This is a genomic window from Oceanisphaera profunda, from assembly GCF_002157895.1.
GTDB lineage: Bacteria > Pseudomonadota > Gammaproteobacteria > Enterobacterales > Aeromonadaceae > Oceanimonas > Oceanimonas profunda.
In genome coordinates this window covers 2961322-2981483 of record NZ_CP021377.1, presented here as the reverse complement: position 1 = coordinate 2981483, position 20162 = coordinate 2961322, and the positions used below count along the sequence as shown (strand labels likewise).

Annotated in this window: 14 protein-coding genes, 1 pseudogene and 1 CRISPR repeat array; of the genes and pseudogenes, 2 read left to right on the top strand and 13 right to left on the bottom strand. The window is 47.0% G+C overall.

Annotation, left to right across the window (positions count from 1 at the left end):
* Nucleotides 1-380 precede the first annotated feature (380 nt).
* The 3 genes from CBP31_RS13185 to CBP31_RS13175 all read right to left on the bottom strand — a co-directional run bounded on the left by CBP31_RS13185 (nt 381) and on the right by CBP31_RS13175 (nt 3885).
* Nucleotides 381-2009 (bottom strand): GTPase family protein, encoded by a 1629-nt coding sequence (locus CBP31_RS13185; RefSeq protein WP_087038036.1) that lies wholly within the window; start codon nt 2007-2009, stop codon nt 381-383.
* Nucleotides 1996-3105, bottom strand: coding sequence for a YcjF family protein (locus tag CBP31_RS13180; RefSeq protein WP_087038034.1), 1110 nt, complete (start codon nt 3103-3105; stop codon nt 1996-1998). The genes CBP31_RS13185 and CBP31_RS13180 overlap by 14 nt, the downstream gene beginning before the upstream one ends.
* Nucleotides 3106-3270: 165 nt before the next feature.
* Complete coding sequence (locus CBP31_RS13175; protein ID WP_087038776.1) at nt 3271-3885, bottom strand: HAD family hydrolase; 615 nt, start codon at nt 3883-3885, stop codon at nt 3271-3273.
* Nucleotides 3886-4145: 260 nt separating this feature from the next.
* On the opposite strand from CBP31_RS13175, the pseudogene CBP31_RS15825 reads away from it, so the two are divergent.
* Nucleotides 4146-4681, top strand: a pseudogene (locus CBP31_RS15825) (transposase); the annotation flags it as partial.
* A gap of 29 nt (nt 4682-4710) precedes the next feature.
* Here CBP31_RS15825 and CBP31_RS13170 read toward each other — a convergent pair.
* Both CBP31_RS13170 and CBP31_RS13165 read right to left on the bottom strand, forming a co-directional pair.
* Nucleotides 4711-5112 carry a hypothetical protein gene (locus tag CBP31_RS13170; RefSeq protein ID WP_227875035.1) on the bottom strand — a complete coding sequence of 134 codons (402 nt, stop codon included), beginning with the start codon at nt 5110-5112 and terminating at the stop codon, nt 4711-4713.
* A 91-nt stretch (nt 5113-5203) separates the two neighbouring features.
* A complete protein-coding gene (locus CBP31_RS13165) occupies nt 5204-6232 on the bottom strand; it encodes a Fic family protein (RefSeq protein ID WP_087038032.1) in 1029 nt (342 codons plus the stop codon).
* A gap of 694 nt (nt 6233-6926) precedes the next feature.
* Between CBP31_RS13165 and CBP31_RS13155 the strand changes: the two genes are divergently transcribed.
* Nucleotides 6927-7163: a helix-turn-helix domain-containing protein gene (locus tag CBP31_RS13155; protein ID WP_227875034.1), complete on the top strand. Its 237-nt coding sequence runs from the start codon at nt 6927-6929 to the stop codon at nt 7161-7163.
* Nucleotides 7164-7272: 109 nt separating this feature from the next.
* Here the strand turns inward: CBP31_RS13155 and CBP31_RS13150 are convergent, their stop codons facing one another.
* The 8 genes from CBP31_RS13150 to cas6 all read right to left on the bottom strand — a co-directional run bounded on the left by CBP31_RS13150 (nt 7273) and on the right by cas6 (nt 18878).
* Nucleotides 7273-8310, bottom strand: coding sequence for a hypothetical protein (locus CBP31_RS13150; protein ID WP_087038030.1), 1038 nt, complete (start codon nt 8308-8310; stop codon nt 7273-7275).
* A gap of 671 nt (nt 8311-8981) precedes the next feature.
* Nucleotides 8982-9719: a CRISPR direct-repeat array (repeat unit 36 nt; unit sequence GTCTTAATCCCCTTCAAATCGGGGCTGAATTCAGAG).
* A 463-nt stretch (nt 9720-10182) separates the two neighbouring features.
* Nucleotides 10183-12333 (bottom strand): TIGR03986 family type III CRISPR-associated RAMP protein, encoded by a 2151-nt coding sequence (locus CBP31_RS13145; RefSeq protein WP_087038028.1) that lies wholly within the window; start codon nt 12331-12333, stop codon nt 10183-10185.
* On the bottom strand, nt 12333-12839 hold the full coding sequence (locus CBP31_RS13140; protein ID WP_087038026.1) for a hypothetical protein: 507 nt from the start codon (nt 12837-12839) through the stop codon (nt 12333-12335). Before CBP31_RS13140 ends, CBP31_RS13145 begins: the two co-directional genes overlap by 1 nt.
* Nucleotides 12836-14242 carry an RAMP superfamily CRISPR-associated protein gene (locus tag CBP31_RS13135; protein WP_087038023.1) on the bottom strand — a complete coding sequence of 469 codons (1407 nt, stop codon included), beginning with the start codon at nt 14240-14242 and terminating at the stop codon, nt 12836-12838. The genes CBP31_RS13140 and CBP31_RS13135 overlap by 4 nt, the downstream gene beginning before the upstream one ends.
* The gene (locus CBP31_RS13130) at nt 14239-15798 is read right to left on the bottom strand and encodes a hypothetical protein (RefSeq protein WP_087038021.1); all 1560 of its coding nucleotides are present in this window, start codon (nt 15796-15798) and stop codon (nt 14239-14241) included. Before CBP31_RS13130 ends, CBP31_RS13135 begins: the two co-directional genes overlap by 4 nt.
* Nucleotides 15795-16460 (bottom strand): RAMP superfamily CRISPR-associated protein, encoded by a 666-nt coding sequence (locus tag CBP31_RS13125; RefSeq protein WP_087038019.1) that lies wholly within the window; start codon nt 16458-16460, stop codon nt 15795-15797. Before CBP31_RS13125 ends, CBP31_RS13130 begins: the two co-directional genes overlap by 4 nt.
* Nucleotides 16447-18036 (bottom strand): Cas10/Cmr2 second palm domain-containing protein, encoded by a 1590-nt coding sequence (locus tag CBP31_RS13120; RefSeq protein ID WP_087038016.1) that lies wholly within the window; start codon nt 18034-18036, stop codon nt 16447-16449. The genes CBP31_RS13125 and CBP31_RS13120 overlap by 14 nt, the downstream gene beginning before the upstream one ends.
* Nucleotides 18033-18878 carry a CRISPR system precrRNA processing endoribonuclease RAMP protein Cas6 gene (gene cas6, locus CBP31_RS13115; protein ID WP_087038014.1) on the bottom strand — a complete coding sequence of 282 codons (846 nt, stop codon included), beginning with the start codon at nt 18876-18878 and terminating at the stop codon, nt 18033-18035. The genes CBP31_RS13120 and cas6 overlap by 4 nt, the downstream gene beginning before the upstream one ends.
* Nucleotides 18879-20162 lie beyond the last annotated feature (1284 nt).

Here is a 20162-nt window from a genome sequence, read left to right as displayed (position 1 = left end):
TCGTTCCCATGCTCTGCGTGGGAACGCAGTTCTGGCTGCTCCGCGGCCAAGGCTTTCAAGCCCATGCCCAGCCAACAGAACAAAAGCGAACCCTAACCGACCGTAGAGCGGCCAAGGCTCCATATCCACGCGGAGCATGGATACGAGAATAACGGAACCCACACTCTCTGTTTACAACAAGCACGGAACAATAAGGATCTTAACAGCAGCACCAAGCGCCTAGCGCCCGGCTCCAAGCTAAACCAAAGAAGGTGTTTATATGTTAGCTCGGCGATTGGTGCTTAGCGCTCGGCGCTGTAACCACTCGTCGATCTTATCTCAGCTTAATTTTTCCGTGTCTTCCGCGTTCTTCCGTTGCAAAAATAGGTTTTAGTGATAGTTCACTTAGGTGGATTGGTGTATTTATGCTTAAGGTGTTTAAACGCCCCTTGCGCTAAGACTTTAGTAGAGCGGCCTACGCGGCGGGCTTGCTCGCGGATCTTAACGCGTTGGTGAATGGCGTCTTTGCGATTACGGTTGAGCTGTACGTTATAAGCGTTGAGCAGTTGCTCATTGAGCAATAATTTTAAATCATCCACACCAAAATGTGGTTTGGTATCGGAGATAGACAGCACTAGCGTAAAGTCTGGCGTTAATAGCTCTTTGTTATAGGCCAGCGCTTGGCTAATAATTTTTGACTTAGGATTACTCGGATCCGTTAAGTCATAAGGCGGCTGCCAATCCTGCACCGGATTGAGCATGTCCACCTGATTAACGATGCAAATTATGGTCGGCTCTTTGCGAGAAATATTTTTGGCTTGCGCATAATACTGCTTAATTTTCTGTCGAAACTTGTTATCTAATTCTCGGGCCGGTTGATTGGCTTTCACTACCCACAACACCAGATCAGATTTTAAGAGCTCGGAAAATATTAATTGCTCGGTGGCCGCTTGGCCATCTAAGCCGGGCAAGTCAATAATCTTCACGGCGGCGTCGCCAAACTGGGTTTCACACACCGTTAGACCACTAGTGGTGGCTAGCACTCCGACTTCTACTGCAAATTCACCGTTTAAGAGATTGGTGAGCGACGACTTACCGGCGCCCACTTGGCCAACAATGACAATACGAATCGGCTCTAATTGTGCCGCCACATGAGCTTGGTCGGTTTCCAGAGTGGAAGAGGGTTTTACATCCAAGTCCTCTATTCTAAAGCGCTTGCTATATAGATTAATGGCCACGGACGCCACTTCATCTAATAATGCCTCTTTAGCCTTGAGTTGCATGTCATCGATAAGGCCTTTGGTCATATTGGATGAAAACTGTTGACTAATAAAATCAGACACCGCTTTGGCGGGGTTGATAAAGATATTTTTGGCGTAATTTAATGATTTTAATACCGTCACGAGAACGGGGCCGAAATCACCGTATTTATCATAAGCCTCATAACCAGACTTAAGATGTGAGATTTTTAAATATTCCACTACCGGAATGTGCTCTTTTAATACCAAGCGATAACGCCGACTGATTTCCTCAATTAATTTCAGCCCCTCGGCAATGGAAAAATCCAGTGACTGCTTGTTATATTCTTTAGCCACCCGCTCAAACACCAGCAGCACTTTTTTATCCATGTCTACCCAATCACTGTCGTGTGCCAGCAAGGCTCTTGAGTAGGCTTTAGTAGCTTGCCATATCGCTCGCTCACGGTTAGACCAATCCGGCGACGCTGCCACCAAGTCATCATCGGCGCCCATACTCTTGACTCTCTCAGTGCCCTCCTCCCCCTGCTGGCTGCTGTGAGTTTGCTGCTTTTTGGCGACCAATACTTTAGCGAAGCACATCATCAAAAACACCAGCCCCACGCTGAGGGTGATGGATAACGAGAGCGCCAGCATATAACCGTATTTGATGGCCAGTACAATGCCAAAGCCCATCAGGATCAACATCGGCAGTACGCAGACCAGCACCGCCACCGACCAGCGATCCCCCGAAAGCCGCGCTAAGGTGAAATAAAGGCTTTTAAGTTTTCTCATAACCGGATGCTCGCTTGCCCTTCATTAATGCTTCTTTATACAGTGCCTGCATATCCGGTGCCGACACTGGCTCGCCTTTACTCTTTCGATACAGATAATAGCTCGCCGCCCGGCCTAAGCCATAGGTGGTGCCAAAACTCATGGCCGCTGCCGCGACCGCGCCCACGGTTTGCCCATAAACGGGAATAATTTTTATGACTTGGCGGCTGGCTAATTTAAGTGAATATTGCAGGGCAAAGCTACTGCCTAAAGTGCTGATGATTTCCCCAAAGGTTTTCTTATTCCACTCCACACCGTACTGATTCGCCAGACTGTGCAGCATTTTAGCTTGCACGGCGGGCACCGAAACTAATCCCACTACCGGAATTAAATCACTGGCAGCCGCCGTGCCCGCATACCACAGCACTTCTTTTTCACATTGATGAAAATTGCGCTCTTCCACAGTGGCGTGTTCTTTATGCTCGGCGAGCAAGCCAAGCACCGGCAGCAGCTTAGCTAATTCGGATAATAGCGAGTCATAATTATAAATTTCACCGTCTTCCACTACAAAATCTACGCCCACTGATGCAAAGTTTTTGCCCCAAATGTTCGCGACTTTATGTTCGTTAGCCTGCATGGCATGGCGACGGTCAGCACCATCAAGGCTTAATACTGCGGTGTGAATAAGCAGTAAATGCTTAATATCAGATTTTTTATGTATTTTCTTTAACGCACTTTCAACGGCAGACTGCTCTTGTTCATCCACCTTCATGATCACCACCACCGCATTACCGGATTTCGCCAGCTCAGCTATATCTGCACTGGGATCATAGTCTGCCTCGCCTAAGCCTCGGGTATCTAAAAAGCGGATTAAGGGCAACGATTCAGGAAAGTCATAACTCATCGCCGTTAAGGTGCAAGGTTGAAAGCCATTACCGACTTCAATGGCGGAATTACCTGTGATGGCTTGCAGCAAAGTAGACTTGCCCGCCCCTGTTTTACCCAACAGCCACAAGGTGGGCAGGTTTTGCCGCTGAAACTCTTCAGCCACCGTCAAATCTGGATTCTTACTGGGATTTATCAAGGCTTTAAGTTTATCAAAGCTAAATTTTGCCATTGGCATGCATCCCTATCTAAAGCTGTCTGTATAAGACCATGAGCACTGCAGCAAATATACCGCTACCACTTATCTTCATTGTGGCATCGCACTCTGGGGGTACAAGCGGTTTGGGGTTTTAGAGGGAAGTGGGTCACAATTGCACGACCAAAGAGAACTGAACACTTAATCGCCTTTGTTCCACGCTTCAATAAAGCTGTGATAGCAAGCCACTAGCAGATCCGCATCTTTTGCATAATCAGGAACAGTGTCAGGGAAATAGAGTGCGCAGCGGCTACCGGCATTTTGGGCGGTTTGTAGATCAAACAGATAATCACCCACATACAAAATATCTGCGGGAGCTAACTGCCACTGCTGGCAAATAAGCTGAATGCCTTCGGGGTGCGGTTTCGGTTGGGCATCTTGGCGGGTTAACACCAGCGAGATATCAATACCCAATTTATTAATGGTCATCAAAGCGGCTTCCGGTATATTTCGGGTCAAAATAGCCAAAGGCAGTGATTGAGATTGCAAATACTCAATCAGCTCCCGCGCCCCCTCCACCCACGTCGCGGTGAGCGAGCTTTGTATTTCATAATCATGGACGATTTGCAGCGCGGTATGGCGCGCACTTTCGTCACTGAGACTATCAACATAAGCCAAAATATCTGCACCCGGTGTCATGCCAAGCTCAGCCCGCAGCCCCACAAAATCGGGGTTAGAGTGGGCCAGGGTGCCATCAAGATCGAAAATGACACCACGAATATCATTAAGTTTTAAATCACTGAGTCGAGTAATCACTGCTTGTTCCCGTAAGTACATAAGTAAAATATTCGTCTGAAATTTAGATAACCTACCAACGCCTTGCCTAACAATGGCACTATAGGGCTAAGCACCTAACCGCCATCACAGAGACTATGATTACGCGAATCCCCAACAGAAATAAACCTTATAATTCAGCAAGTAGGAAGACTGCTGGCTGGCCGCTCGTAATTATCACTCTATACGTAGCACTAAACCTAAGGTTACCAGACTTATAAAACGACATTTACTCGATAGAAACTCATGAAGTCATTGCTGCTGAAGTGAGTCTAGAAAGTGTGGCTGATAGCAAAATACTCCCCACGTTAGTCAACCCTCTTCGACACCGAATACACCAAGTGTCTGCTTATGATGCTTATAGCACTCAAGGCTGCCACTCGTTACTGCTTAAAAAAGGCAGTACGACTACCATCCCACCTCGTAAAAACGTCCTGTATCTGGAAGAAGGCCCCCCAAGAAGTGAAGCCGTTGCTGCGCTTAAATCGAGTAACTTGGCTGAGTGAAAAACACGATCTGATTACCATCAGCGTTCATTATTAGAGATCGCCATGTCTCAATATAAACAACTGCTTAGTCTGACCTTGACCTTGAGTCTGCGTACATACAACAGCAAGTAGTCGAAATATTAGCCGGCGTAAAGGCGATAAACAAAATCATAGGACTGGGAGGGAAATGCGGAAGAAAAACCAGATTGATAACATTAAAAAGCCCCGTACTAAAGGGGGCGGGGCTGAGTGTTTTAATATCAGTCTATGGTGAAAAATGGCAGTGCTGACTGAGAGCTTTATTTAGTTAGCCGCTATCCTACTCAGCATCTAACCTAGAAATAATCGACTCTAGCGATACGCCCTTGTCTTTGTTCAAGGCCAGCACCAGCAAACGATACTCATCGCTATCAAACTGTTTAGCCGTCTCTGACTCGCCAAAGCCGTTAATTTCGGCTTCCGTGTACTCAATGCCGTCCACTTCTTTGCTGCCAGAAAACGCCACTAATACCTTAAAGGGATTACCTTGGAGCTTCTTTTTATTCACTATTTGCGGGATAAAATGCTCCAGCATGATCTCGGCTTTGGTGTTAATACTTTCTTTACTGCGCTCCACAAAGGCGCGCAGTTTTTTCTGGGATTTTTGGGTATCAAATTCAGGGTTATCAAGGATCGATTTTTCAATCTCGTAGTAACTGCGGTAGGTGGTGTAGTTAGCCAACACATCCTCTGTATCCGCGGCTATTGGCCTAAGTTCATTGCTTGTTATTTAACACCACAACACCCTTATTGCTTAACACCACAACACATTGTTAATGCACTTGCCAGTGGCCGCCTTTTTTGGGGCCTTGGTAGCTTAAGCGACCTTGTTGTTTTAGCTTGGCTGCGGCACGCTCGATGGTGCTCACGGCACGGCCTACATGGGCAGCCACTTCTGCTAAGGTCAGCTCTGGCTGTGCACTAAGCAGGGCTAAGATTTGCTCTGGGGTTTTAACGGATCTTACTACAGGTGTCGCTTGCTGCATGTCAGCTTGGTTTTCTACCTGCGTTTTTACCTGCATTTGCACCTGCGTTTTTTGCTCGATGGCAATCGCTTCTTTTAATGCAGTGGCCAAGGCATCCAGTAAAAACTCGATAAAACCACTGCAGTCGCTGCTTAAATCCGCTTGGCGAAACGCCTGATAATAAGCCTGCTGCTGGTCTTTAATGACGGTTTCTACCGGCAAATAAGCCAGCAAGGGCTGCCAGTGACTTAAAATTAAGGTTTGCCACAAGCGGCCCATGCGCCCCTTGCCATCACTGAACGGGTGAATAAACTCCAGCTCGTAATCGAAGGCACAAGAAGCAATTAGCGGATGGGCATCGGTACTATTAAGCCAAGCTAATAACTGCGCCATCAGCCGCGATACTTGACTAGCCGGTGGCGCCATGTGCACTAATTGCTCACCGCGATAAATACCGGCCCCGGTACTGCGCCATTGGCCTGCATCCAGCACTAAGCCTTGCATCAGTATCCGATGAGCGCTTAATAAATCATCGCCGTTACTGGGTTGCCACTTGGGCATAGCCTCATAGGCGGCAAAGGCGTTATGCACTTCTTGTATGTCTTTAGGCGCACCGAGCACAGTTTTACCGGCAATCACCGCCGTCACTTGTTCAAGCGTTAGGGTGTTTTGCTCCACCGCCAGTGAGGCTTGAATGGTGCGAATACGGTTTTCTTTACGCAGTTGCGGCACTAGTGCACCTTGATTACTGGCGCTCCACTGGCCGATATATTCTGAAATTTCTGCCACCAGGCGCATCATGGTGTGGCTAAGCTGAAACTGCGGGCTATAGGCCATAGTCCGATCCCTACCCTAATTAACTGGCCGCATACTAGCATAATTCGCTTAGCAAGGGTCGTAATGACCGAGTGGAAAAGTCGAGTATTAGCGCCAGCCGCTAGAGCTGTTAGCCCCTCCTTGGCAAGCAAAATATGTGAGCATTAGGTTAGCCATTCAATATTAATCAAGCCATCGCCCAAACGCACTCTGCCTTCTTTCTTGGGTAATTTATTACATGCGCCTCGATATTCAATAAAGTTATCTAAAAGCTCCATCAACTGCGGCTTAAAGCCCGACTCATTAAGATATTAAAAAATATCTTTTTCCAGCGACCATGAGGCACTCACTAAACGATCCGCTGCGACCTCTGCTGCAAGGTTACTGTACCCGCCACTTTCACCGCACTGGGATGCTGTTTCGCCAGCATGGTTAAGCGCTTATTTTCATAGGTCTCATCAAACATTATTCTCTCTCCTTGATGCTGGTTTTTAATAGCCTATCCGGCTCAAGCGACATTTAGTGTCGCCAATGAAAGAATCTAGGAGATAGAGATACGGCCTAACACCTACCTCACCCAGAGTGAACAGGAATCAAAGCGCAGGGCACTTGCCGCTACCCAGAGCCCACAGGACTCTTAAAACAAAAAAGCCATCCTTTCGGATGGCCCTTCTGAGTAATGATGGCGGGGTGGCAAATGCGTAGCATTTGAAGGTTGGAGCGTAGCGACCACATCCAGAGTGTCCACGGAGCCATTTTTAGAAACAAAAAGGCGGAGTGGACGGGACTCAACGCGCAGGGCTCCTGCCGCGACACCCTACACCGCCTCTATAACGAAACGGCCACTAGAGTAGAGCTGGATGTGATTGACGTGTTATGCCGGTATTTGGATATTCAGGTAGGAGAGCTCTTTGAAATTATAGAGGGGAATGCGGAAGATAAATCAGATTGATTGTACCAAAAAGCCCCGTACCAAAGGTACGGGGCTGAGTGTTTTAATATCAGTCTATGGTGAGAAAATGGCTGTGCTGACTGAGGGCTTTATTCAGTTAGACGCTACCCTACTCCGCATCTAACCTTGCAATTATCGACTCGAGTGATACACCCTTTTCTTTAATAAGCGTCACCACGGCTTCAATATCTTGCTCTCGATTAAGAGCCAGCGCCTGATTGAGGTCGTCAATTAACTGCAGCGATTGTGCCTTAGATAAATTACGCAGCAAGTCCACCCGATTATTAGCAGACATGCTCATCAGCTCTGTGGCAGAGCTTTGATGGGTCGATTGTTGAATACGGCTTTGGGAAAGGGAGGCCGCTGTTGAAAATACGGCTTCCGGCTGAGTACTGGGTGCCGCACTCAGGCCTAGACTTTGCACCCCGTGGGCTTGGCCGTTGCGTTTAATTGTTGGTTGTTCAGCGGCAGACGAGTTTCTCTGCTCTGATGCAGCTGATGGCAGCTTGATGCTGTTATCGCTGGCAGCACCGCGCCCGTTCAGCGCACTCATTTGCTTCTTTAGGCTCGACTTACTCTCTAATAAGTCAGAGTAGTGGGCCAAGGTTGGCATCATAAAATCGAGGTATTTAGCAACTTTAGTTTCAAAATTTTTCTTTTCTTTGGTCTTAATATAATCGTTACTTCTGCGCACCTGCAACGCCAGTTCGATGGCACGCTTCACCACATTTTCACGATAGCCCGCGATGACGTTAAGGGAACGGCTTTCCAGCACCTTTTCTTGCTCTTTCGACTTAATAGTATCTAGTCGGGAGCGTAAGGATTTAATGCAGCCTTTTATTAACTTCTCATGAGGCACACTCAGGTAGTTAGCAAAAGGCGGCTCAGGCTCTGTCTTATCGGTAAGTGCATCAAAAACCCGACTGGCCTTTAACTCTCTTTTAACATCGGCACTAAAATTAGTGAGCGACCTATAATCCGACGGCGTAGAGCCGGTAAAAAGCGGCTTATCCACCCCGTCTATCAGCACTTTTAGATGGTTGGTTTGCGTTCGCTCATAGGTAAACGGCGTGTCTACATCTAAGTGGTCAGTTAAAAACTTAATAACACTTCTCTGATATTTGCTGTAACTGGTTTGTTTGCACATAATTTTTTGCCTTTTTTAAGTTATGAATGGGTAAATACGCACTTAAAACAGACGGTTAGCGTATTTTACAGCTACACAAAGCGACGTTTATGCCGCCTAAAGCAGCAGGTAGCCCAATGTATATGTTTAAGGTTCAAAAAATTATGTTTGCAAGCTTGTGAGCAGGGTGACTAAAGCGGTCATAAAAATTGACTCGCATAATTATGGGGCACTATTTAAGTGCTGACACCTAAAGTAAATAACATGCTTAAAGACATTGAGCAGATGAAAAAATCTACTGTTGCTCCCTGGGGATAGAGTTTTCAGGCAGGCGTAAATAATGAGGAGGAGATATAAAGTTAAGCTCAAATCGTACTTGCAACGACTCTTTATTATGAAAATAAAAAACTTAAGCATTGAAAAAACTTAAAACTTAGTGGTTATTTTGTAGCCGCCGCTTTAGCTACGACAGGTAAAGGGGTTAAATTCAGAGCTGTACTAGCCCGGAGGATTTGAAGATTATCGAGCGGTCTTAATCCCCTGTAGCCCCGCGCTTCAGCTGCGGGTCTTGCGAGGCAGAATAGGGTTAAATATTCCCGCCAAGCGGGAGTGCCAGCTAAAGTGGCACACTACAAACAGCGATATCTTCTTTAAGCTTGGCGCCGGGCGCTTAGTGCTCGGCGCTGCTTAGGGTCTTAATCCCCTTTAAGTCAGGGCTGAATTCAGAGCATTAAAGTCACACCATAAACATTACTGGCAGGTGTCTTAATCCCCTTCAAATCGGGGCTGAATTCAGAGAAGGCCAAGGCGGCTATGACCAAGGCAGCAGAGGGTCTTAATCCCCTTCAAATCGGGGCTGAATTCAGAGGAGGCTATCATGAAATCTTTGGCAACTATGGGGAAGTCTTAATCCCCTTCAAATCGGGGCTGAATTCAGAGAACAGACGTTAACCCAGCAGTGACCTTTTTCTGGTCTTAATCCCCTTCAAATCGGGGCTGAATTCAGAGAATTATAGGTGCTGCAATAAGCTATTAATTTAAAGTCTTAATCCCCTTCAAATCGGGGCTGAATTCAGAGCTATTCACCGTGTACTCTTACGGAGACATGAATGCGTCTTAATCCCCTTCAAATCGGGGCTGAATTCAGAGCTATTCACCGTGTACTCTTACGGAGACATGAATGCGTCTTAATCCCCTTCAAATCGGGGCTGAATTCAGAGTTGGTGGGAGACGTTCTTAGCGAGTGGTGACTTAGGTCTTAATCCCCTTCAAATCGGGGCTGAATTCAGAGTTCAATGGCAGATAAAGTGATCGAGTTAGCTAATGTCTTAATCCCCTTCAAATCGGGGCTGAATTCAGAGGCTGCTCCGGCGTGAGGGTGGTGATCATCACATGTCTTAATCCCCTTCAAATCGGGGCTGAATTCAGAGGGACCGACGATATTTCTGCTTTATAATCAAGACGTTACAAAGGCCTTTATTGGCGTTTGTTAAATCTAAAAAGCGCTGTTCGATCGAGTCCTGTTTTTTGCTCATTAAACACTACCTTATCCGCTTTATTGCTAAACGCATTATGCAACACTGGCCAATATATTAAAGAACCCCTGCATTATCTAAGATAAGCCCCACCAAGTAAAGTGGGGCTCTTGGGGCCAGGTAAAGAGTGGATTGCCGCGTCGTTGCACTCCTCGCAAAGACTGCTTAAAGATGAACCATAAAAGCGAGATACCGGAGCGAGTCCGGTATGGCGGCATAGCGATAAAACTAAAGCGAGATACCGGAGCGAGTCCGGTATGACGGCATAGCGATAAAACTAAAACGAGATACCGAGGCTAGCCCGGTATAACGGCTTAACGATTACCTACTATAATGATGGGCTTTAATCTAACTGTGCTTACTCTGGGGTGAGTAGCTTTCTGATTTTTTTCACCGCTTTGTTAATGCGCTCTTTATCACACCCTTCTGCCAACTGGAGTATAGGCTCAGCAAATTCCAGGGTTGGCCGCTCTTCAGGCTCAATGTTGGCAATGCTATTGATCTCTTTCGCTATATTTCCAACTAGGGTTTTAGTGAGATCTTCAGCGTCGGTGATTGTTTCTTTTACTTCAGAAAGTATTTTCTCCCCGGCCAGCATATCGGCCCTTGCCGCTACTAAGGCTGCTTTTTCTTGTTGTTGTTGTGCTACCAAGTCTGCGTGCTCGCGGGCCTGTGCTATGGACATATTGGCATTGGCAAGCACCGGGCTATGCGTCGCTTCGTTCCAGTTAGGCTGGTCAAAAATAGCGTAATCTTGAAGTGTCTCTTGGTTCTTTTTAACCTCAAGAAATGGCTTAGGGCCGACTAAGTAGCGCAGTTCGTCTTCTAACTGCATGCCTTTTACAGGATCAGCCATGGTTAATAAGCTTACCACCTGCGGTGAGGCTTCCCAGCTGCTATTTTTGTGGGTGGTGTCTGCTACTGTTTGCCACACATCATCCATATAGCTTACAAACACCTGCTGGCTTGCCGCCAATATATCTGCGGTTGCCAGGCAGCTTAACGCTGCTCTGTCATTGGCTACAACACGGCTGTTATCGGCTGTTAAGTTTATCTTAATTTGCCCCAAGCCAAAGGGTTTGCCCATACCTAAGGCATGGCGCAATTCATCTTTTCCGCCAAAGTCTAAGATCCAAAGCAAAGCGCCAAGTTCGACGGGGCGCAGGTTATGAAAGCGTATTTTACCGGTAAAGCTTGTATTTTCGTTAATTGTTTCTAACGACACTTTTACTTTATTGCTGATCTCTTTGCCGTCTTCCATTGGTGGCGGAGATTGCACATAGTCTGGTTTTACCGGGTAGCGTTTCCAGCCTTGTAGCTTAGGAGCTTTTGAGTCTAGCGTGGTGTAGCTATCATCATTAGGCTGCTGTAAATAGGCAGGATGAAAGCTGGCCTTAGGGGACGACAATACGGTTTCTACGGTCCACTTAGTTTCTGGGCTACCTGCTGCTTGAAATAAACCAATATTAACCCGGCCTCGCAACCCCCAATCATTACCCGCCTCTGCTTGTTCTGGCTGCAGACGGCCAAATAATAACTCGGTTAAGTCTACGTTATTGGCGTCTAGGTGCTGGGCGCTGATATTGCGTAAAGCATCGTGCAGGCTGTTTTTTTGTGCTAAGCGATACATACTGGCCAGCCCCATAGACTTAACATCGCCTACAGTGCCATGAAAAAATACCGGGATTTCCGTTTGCTGGTGGCCTTGGTTGCGTAAAAAGGCCCACTCTTCACTGTTTTCATGTACAAACAGAAAATCAGTGAGCGCTTGTTCAGACAATGGGTACCATTTATCTTGTGGAGCGTAAAATACAAACTCCCATTTTTTTGCGCTGCGACCTTTATCAAAGGTGTTGCCGGGCTGCCCGGTCACCACCAGTGAACCAGAAATGGCACCTTTTCCTAAATTAGTTGCAGCTGTGAGTGTTTTTTTAGCTTCTTGATCAAACTGCAGAGTCCGAACACCCTTTAATAGCTCATAACGCTTTTTTACGGTATCGGCTTTTTTCCAATCATGTTCATTAAGCTTAAGGTGTTCAATAATATCTGCTTGATGAATACGTACATGGCTGCAGCCTTTAATCTGCCATTGTCCTTCGGCAAAACGCAGCCAGCCAGCGGATGCTTTTTTCTGCACTATATTTTGATGATAATAAGTACCGGTAGCAGAAATATCACGCACGCTAAGTTTACGCTCTTCAACTTGGCTCATGCGGGCAAACACCACCGGCGCTAATGCATTACGCAGCATGCCTTTTAATGAGCTACCCGGTATGGCCAACTTGCCATCGGGCGTGCGATTGCAGTGCACTTTTCCTGCAGCCTCAACGGTGGCTTCTATTTGCTTACCGCCTAAGCATAATGGCGTGTCATTACGTATCTCAATCGCAAGCTCACCTGATAAACCATCAATAAAGGGATGATCATGGCTGGCTTGCTCAGCCCACTCAGGCGTGAGCACAAAAGGAGCGGTGGGAACAAAACGATAAGGGGTTGATAATCTAGTCATTATACTGCTCCTGTAAAGCCGACAAATACTGCATCTTCAACGTGCAAACGCCCTTGCTCATCACGACACCACAATTGCTGATATTCAAGTTCGCCTAGTTGTGGCTCTGCAGCCATGTGCTTTATGGTGGTGGCAATATGAGTGCCTTGCTGATTTGACTCAACAGCCTCAATGCTGGAGGTCAGTAATAACCAGTTATCATTGTTAAGTTGGCGCACCCGAATGCTTTGGCCTTCTTTATAAAGATCGGCTGACAATATTAACTTGTCCGTTTGCTCTACCTGCTGGTTATTAAGTGCAATGCGCTGATCGGTTAACAACAACCAGCCCTGTACTGAACCAAGCGCGATTAAAGCTTGTTGTAATTCGGTCGCGTTTAGCTCTTGGCGATGACGGCTTAAGGTAACCAAAGCCACAGGAGCCGGTTGCCAATCCTTAAATAAGGAGGTTGCGAACGCTTCGCGATAGGTTTGATAATCGCTTAATAAATGTTGAAAACACCTCATGCCTGCTCTCCTTGTTCAACCCACTTGCCACCGTCTGACCACTGTGGCCCTTGCTCTGCAATAAATACCCCTTGGCCTCTGCTGCCGCCGGCCCCTAACGGCAATAAACCGCTCGCTAAATCTTCTAGGGTGCGTTGCAAAGCTTGGCGTACTTGGGAGTTAAGGTTTGTGAGACGTGAGTTGTCTTGAAACTGTAATTTAAGCTGAATAGGGGTTTGCCACAGCAAGCCTTCTTCAAATAAAGCACCGTTCATTACCCCACCCGTAAAGTGATCAATACGGTTGTGCATTTGGCTAAGGGTTTGGGTGTTATCTAAATAAAGATCGTCAATAAATACCAAGCCTGCCATGCCTTCCATGCCTTCCACATCACTGTCTCCGGCAACACCAAACAGCTCTTTTACCGCTTGTTCTTCATGGGCATCTTGCGGGGTACTTGTTACCCAGTTATGGGTTAAGCACCGGTAGTGAAACGCAAACCTATGTACTAACGCCCCTTTAATGGCGGTAGCAGGCAGAATATGTACACGTTGGGCAATGTTTGCCTGATCGTTTTTCCACTCTATTTGCCATTCACTTTGTGGCAATAAATCCGGGGTTTCACCACAGGCAAAACCCAGTGGCACATCACCGCCGCCTACCCGCCATCCGGCTTCACTGGTGAGGCTTAATCCAACCTGCAGGCTAGAATCTAGAGGCTGTAAGTTTAGCTTAGGTAAACTGCGTGCTTGCATACGCGTGCGTGGCCGAGCTAAATATTGCGCCTTACCTTCACTGGTGCGTAAATCCCAGCGATGACTATGCAGCGCTTGCACCGCAAACGCGCCTGCGCCGGCACGAGTACCGTGCCCAATTCTAAAGAATGGCGAATAAAACAAGGCTAACAAGTCTTGCCACTGTTGCTCTTCTTGCTCGCTGCCATCACTCCAAAAGCCTACTAAAGTACTGTAACGCGTGCCTGCCGGAATTAAAGAAACATCAAACTTACCGGTGTCAGTTGCAGTACCACGCGCATTTAAGCGTACTCGCTGGCGAATAATAGGATGTGACTGGCTTAATTCATTAAGAATAGGGTCGGTTTGCGTGTCTTCGCGCAGCCCTTCTAATACTTGGTTTTGGCTGTCGTGTGCTAACGCCCAACTTAACGTAATAGCACTGCTGTGCCCCTCATCTTGTTGCACAGAGCCAAACAGCTGATTGGCTAACTCTTGGCCATATTCTGCTGTGTATAAATGCCTAAGCAGGCCCGCCAGTGATGTGCCAGGTAAAGCGGGCAAGCCATTCGCGTCACGCAGTAATACCACATCTTGCACGGCATCGGCCGCACCACTGCGAATGCCATGGGCCGTTAATGCTTCAAGCGTCACTAAAGCGAGGTGATAAATGGGTTTATTAGGATTCATGCTTTAGCTCCTTGCTGCGATTGAGTTAAGCGCTTATCGCTCATCAACTTAGTACAAGCTAGGGCCAATACCTGCCCTCTGATATTTGCTGGAATGACTTGTAATGCCTGTTCAATGCAATCAGCCAAGGTCTCTGTTGCGTTAATTTCTAGCTTCCACGCGGGTTGACCGGCACGCTTTCGCATAATGGCATGGGCATTGTTATTTTTACTATTTTGCTCGCCATTAAAAAACAACTCATAAGCCAGCTTCTCGGGCTGTTTACTGTAAGTGACCGCCACGTTACGCACTTCTCCCCACTGGGTACGTGCAGGAATATCAGCAGGATAATATCCCTCTGGTAACCCTACCCAACGTGCGGCACTGCTAAGGGCTGATTGTATCGCTGCCACTAGCTTTTGGGCTTGCTCTTCTATCTCGCCATTGAGATTTAACGCAGCATGCTTATTTTGCAGCACTCGGGTTAACAAACTGTTTGGTTGAGAGAGAGGCTTAGGCGCTGCCACTTTTACTGTTTTAGCCGCACTAAATACGGGCGTGGCGTTAGCTAACAATGGCGGGTTAATCGCCATACAGCCTAAGCCAGACTCTTGATATTGCCCTGCAAAACGTAACCCGTGTAGCTCTTGATCTGTTAGCGCCCTAGGTAGGCTAAACACCAACACACTGCCACGGCTAATCACTTGCCGTGCTAGGTCATAACTACGACGCTTGCTATTAAAAGGCGTATAACTGCGCGTGCGAATAAAGGAATGATTCACTTGCCACTCGCTACCTTCCGGTAACCCTAACGCTTTAGCGGTGGGCGTCACTTGTGGATTGCCCATGTCATCAAGTAGCGCTAAATCACTGAGCAACCACAGCCTTAATGTTTTATCAGCTGAAACAGGCGTTGATTCTGGTAAGCCCGTTATTTTTTGAATTTTCGCCTGACCAAACTGAGCACTGCGGGAGCGCCCTAATAACACCGGGCCCACTAAGCTTTGCTCTAACTGCTGAACCAGCGAGGCATCCACTTGGGCATCTATGGTGATACTAAATACAAATTCTTGGCCCGCCGTTAAAGACTGATAACCAAATAACTGTGACGTAGCCGCGCTGCCAGTTTCGGCATTAATGGCGGTTTTTAGCTCGTAATCTAGATGTGCTTTTAACAACTGACCACTGGCAGTTACGTGCCCTGCACGTATTTGCTTGGGCTGTTTACCCTCTGCCGGGCTTTTTCTTGACGGATCAAACAATGCATCGGCATTAAGCTGTGGTTCAGATACTTGGTAGATACCTTCGCCTTTAATATGATGCCAGCATAAAGGCACAGGCAAACTATGCTCACCATTACTCATTGGTAAGGCATCACCAAAGCGCACTAATCCACTGTGAAACAATAAATTACTTTGCTCTTGGGGTAAGTCTGCATATAACCGGCTAGCCGCCACACCCAGCAATGTACTGCCCGGAAGATAATCTAAGCAGCCATGATCCCCTGCCGTAGCACCGCTTTGGCTAATGATGCAGTTACTTAACAGGCGCAAAGAGAAATAAAGGGTTTGACTCATTGGGTGTCTCCTGTGCTGTGTTGCCAGCTCATACTCACTTCCCCTAACCCACGACTACGGCTAGATCCCACGCCATCCACCAAACTACTGGCTTCAATAAGCGGTAACCAAGGTGCAAGCGTACTTAACCACGCTTTTTGCTGGGCACGATGTGCTTCATCAACAGCCGTTACTACCAACTGTAAATCTGCCGTTAGCTGAGCTGGCAAGCTTACTTCTATGGCTCGCAAGCTGTGCTCTTGAGCACTGCCAAGTTCAGTAATAGCGGTAGAGCTTACTTGGCCATATAAATACTGCAGTAACTCGGCTTGCTCGGGGGCAGCCAACCAAGCGGCTTCGGCCTGGGGTAAGCCTGCATCGTTTACAATCAACATGCCTGGCAGAGTAGCAAAGCGCTCTTCTTCTTGATTGGCACTGCCAAACAACAAGGTTTCTATGTTTTTTGCGGGCCCTTCAGGCAGGTCTAGATCACTAAACCACCCCAGCTTTTCAGTTTTAGCAACCGCATGGCGCAGCAACCCTTTAATATGACGCCCGCCCACCACTGGCAAACCATTGGCATTTTTTTGCACCAAAGCATCAACTAATGCACCGGCCGAACGGCCAGAGCCGGCATGCCAAAAACCATGGAAATCAATCAGCAAGCTATTATTCGCAGTCATTGTTAGCCTCCTTGTTTAAGTGAAGTGGGCTGACCATTTTACCTTCTAGTAGCACCAACAAATCATTAAGCGGGCTGTAGTAACGTTGCTCATTATTTTTTTGATTGCTACAAGGTAGATCGGTGGCAAGCTCACCAACTAAGGCCACTAATGCGGACTCAAATTTCGACCACAACGCGCAGGTATGTGCTTCTTTTTTCATTAGCGAGCGCCAACGCTGATACTCACTTTTAGCTAACTCAAGATCTTGATATAACAGGCTGACTAAATTTCTTAATCGTGATTTTGAAAAGTTTTTTGCTAACGCCACGTCCACCAAGTCACACAAGGTAGATAAACTAGGCAACTCTTCATGATCAGTGCTCGTGAGTGCATAGGCCGGTAAGCTTAACTCAATATTTCTGGCTATCTGCTCACGCTTAAACAAAGCGTTAGCATCATCGCCCACTGCCCCTTGAATGCGATATAGAGAAAGAGCCGCCACTTTATTGCCTTGTGCATCGGTTCCTTTTGTTTTCGCAATATCGGCAAAGCTTTCAGCAAGGGTTAACGCTTGTGAAAAAGGAAAGCCAGGCTTAACAAGCACTAAGCCACCACTGGTGGTGAGTGATGCGGGAAGTTCATCCGTATTAAGCAGCTTGGTTAGCTTTTGAATAAAGCCCACCGATAACGCCTCAAAGTGCGCTGCATAAGACATAGCAAACGGCACCGCCAAGTCGCCACGCACCAATATTGTAAGGTCATCGCCCCCCAATACTAATGGCCGAGCCGGGATCACCCCTTTATCAGACTGCGCAGGAATGAGGACATCTTCGGTTGCTTTTCGGGCTGCTTCACAAGTGACATTTTCTAATTCCGTAGAAAATATGCGATAAGCTTCTATATAGCCGTCGTCATCTAAGTTTCTCGCCGCGTTATTAAGCACACGAAGCAACACACCAATACCATTACCATCGAGGTGCAACATGCCAACAAAGTTGTCAGCATTTAGCTTAAAGCGCGTTGACTCATGGCTGTCTTCTTCAAAGTTGTTCGGCCATTTAAGGCTCACATCACCAAAACGCCCCATTAACCCAGCATCAACACGGCGGGCTCTACGGCGAGTAACGGTGCTGGCATCCAAAGACTCGCTGCGCTCTTTATCTACCGCAGGCTGGCCGGTTCTAGGTGCAAGCGCAGTAAGAGGAGTGGCTATGGGTAATTGTGCCAAAGGTTTATTGCGGGCTACTTGCAGCTCGTCTAACGCCGCCTTTACCGCGTCTTTTACCGAAGCACCCGTGGCTACAGCATCAACCAACTCAATACCTGGCAAAAGCTGCATTAAGCTTAAGGTCCACAGATCACGCAAACGCTGCGCTTGCTCTTGGCTATCGAGTACCAAATAAGCAGCACCACCTGCGCGCCTTGGTTGCGGCCGTGCAGGATCAGCTCCCACCGCTAACAAAGCTTCATCTAAGGGTTGACCAAACACATAATCAATCAACTCACTGGCATAAATCATGTCTTTTAAGCGTCCGGTATTAAACAGGTACCCCTGAATACCGCGTAGCTCAAAAGCATAAACGACTCGACTCATAATCCCGCTCCTGTAGCGTTCTGGCGAAGTTGCTCTAATTGAGAAACAGGTGAAGACAGTGGTTTAACGTGAAGTGCCCCTAAGCCAAAGCTCACTTTAGAGCCTCCGTGTAACCACTGCGCCCTATGTAATAACGGGCTTAATAAATTTAAATGTTCTTGATGATTAATGGTGATATCAAAATACCCAGATACCCCTTGCAGAGGGTGTTTAACTTGTTGACGATTAGAGCGCCGCTCACCAAAAACATTATATAATTGCTCTTGGCTACGCACCGCTTCTGCTACCTCTAACAGCTCTTGGTTTGTCGGTATTATTGCTTGTAAAAACTCTCGCTTTACCAGTTCACCTTGGCGCCGAGCGAGGGCAATAAGAAAAGTACTAAAAGAAAAATGCTCGGCCAACACCGGGTTATTACGAAATTTCACAAACCAGGGGCTGAGTAAATTCAACCTAAACTGATGAGGCAGCGGGCTAAATATTTTAATTTCTTTGGTAAATAATAACAGCTGGCAAGGTACTTTGGTCGCGGATAACCCTTTACGCAACGCTAACGTTAATGCCCGAAAAAAAACATCATGCAGCTCAGAGACACTGGGAAATAGCGTAACGTAAAAAGTAAAAACGTCACCCGCTTTTAAGCGCTGCGCCTGGGGCGGCGTCATTAAAAAAGCGTGCCCTAGACCAGGATCAAAAATTTTATCGTAGGCAGCTTGATCAATATAAGCTAACGCATGACCAAGTGCGCCACGCAACATACTGCCACCAAAGTCGGGTATGACTAAGGGCTGTTCAGGACATGCATCTATCCTAAATCGAAAAAAACCTTGCTGCTCTAACAATGAACAACTCCTCTATTTTTGAGGCTATATAATAGCGAAAAAAAACAATATGACTACTAGGTTTATATTATTTAAAATTAGTTTTTGTATAGTAGCGCAGTTTTTAACTCGGTTAGCGTATTACAAGCTTGTGGCTGTAAAAAAAATTAAGTGTACGTTTAACCGGCAGAATTTTTTTATAATAATAAAAATGTGCTGGTCGTAGCAGGAGGAGAGAGTTAAGAGCTCGTCAACTTTAACTGGTCATTCATTCCATTAGCACTTTATATGATAATGATAACGGTTACATAACCAAGCGATAATTATTTCATATAACAACATCAATCATGATTAATTAACAACCACTCTATTTGTTCGCGCTTTTCATAATAAAACCCAATGACAATCCAAAAGGTATCTTGTTTGTGACCACTGCTTTAGTTGCGACATGTTGTATGGCAGAACAATAATTTAAGCTGAGGCTGGGTTCAGAGGCTAAAAAGCCATCACCGCGCCTACTGGCAGTTGTCTTAACCCCCTTCAAGTCGGGGCTGAATTCAGAGACGGCATCGGCACTAACCAACAAGCCATTGATGAGTCTTAATCCCTTTTAAATCAGGGCTAGGTTCAGAGAAATGTTGTCCCTTATGCCGTCTTCCTGACGCACGTCAGGATCTCGTTCTAGGATTTGGCACTGGTAGGCGAACGCTTGCTCTCGCATTTCGCCGCAGGCGGAACAATAAAAGCAGGGTTCGAAGAAGGATTGTCACTTATGCCGTCTTCCTGACGCACGTCAGGATCTCGTTCTTAGCTTTGGCACTGGTAGGCGAACGCTTGCTCTCGCATTTCGCCGCAGGCGGAACAATAAAAGCAGGGTTCGAAGAAGGATTGTCACTTATGCCGTCTTCCTGACGCACGTCAGGATCTCGCTCTTAGATTTGGTACTGGTAGGCGAACACTTGCTCTCGCATTTCGCCGCAGGCGGAACAATAAAAGCAGGGTTCGAAGAAGGATTGTCACTTATGCCGTCTTCCTGACGCACGTCAGGATCTCGCTCTTAGATTTGGTACTGGTAGGCGAACACTTGTTCTCGCATTTCGCCGCAGGCGGAACAATAAAAGCTGGGTGCGAAGAAGGATTGTCACTTATGCCGTCTTCCTGACGCACGTCAGGATCTCGCTCTTAGATTTGGTACTGGTAGGCGAACACTTGTTCTCGCATTTCGCCGCAGGCGGAACAATAAAAGCTGGGTTCAGAGGACGAAGCGTTGGTATGACAGGCACCTCGATGTGCCTCCTTTAAGTC

What these genes read in the sequence shown, in the direction of transcription:
- CBP31_RS13185 (WP_087038036.1), bottom strand. Translation starts at nt 2,009, where the DNA reads ATGAGAAAACTTAAAAGCCTTTATTTCACCTTAGCGCGGCTTTCGGGG.
- CBP31_RS13180 (WP_087038034.1), bottom strand. Translation starts at nt 3,105, where the DNA reads ATGGCAAAATTTAGCTTTGATAAACTTAAAGCCTTGATAAATCCCAGT.
- CBP31_RS13165 (WP_087038032.1), bottom strand. Translation starts at nt 6,232, where the DNA reads ATGGCCTATAGCCCGCAGTTTCAGCTTAGCCACACCATGATGCGCCTG.
- CBP31_RS13150 (WP_087038030.1), bottom strand. Translation starts at nt 8,310, where the DNA reads ATGTGCAAACAAACCAGTTACAGCAAATATCAGAGAAGTGTTATTAAG.
- CBP31_RS13145 (WP_087038028.1), bottom strand. Translation starts at nt 12,333, where the DNA reads ATGACTAGATTATCAACCCCTTATCGTTTTGTTCCCACCGCTCCTTTT.
- CBP31_RS13140 (WP_087038026.1), bottom strand. Translation starts at nt 12,839, where the DNA reads ATGAGGTGTTTTCAACATTTATTAAGCGATTATCAAACCTATCGCGAA.
- CBP31_RS13135 (WP_087038023.1), bottom strand. Translation starts at nt 14,242, where the DNA reads ATGAATCCTAATAAACCCATTTATCACCTCGCTTTAGTGACGCTTGAA.
- CBP31_RS13130 (WP_087038021.1), bottom strand. Translation starts at nt 15,798, where the DNA reads ATGAGTCAAACCCTTTATTTCTCTTTGCGCCTGTTAAGTAACTGCATC.
- CBP31_RS13125 (WP_087038019.1), bottom strand. Translation starts at nt 16,460, where the DNA reads ATGACTGCGAATAATAGCTTGCTGATTGATTTCCATGGTTTTTGGCAT.
- CBP31_RS13120 (WP_087038016.1), bottom strand. Translation starts at nt 18,036, where the DNA reads ATGAGTCGAGTCGTTTATGCTTTTGAGCTACGCGGTATTCAGGGGTAC.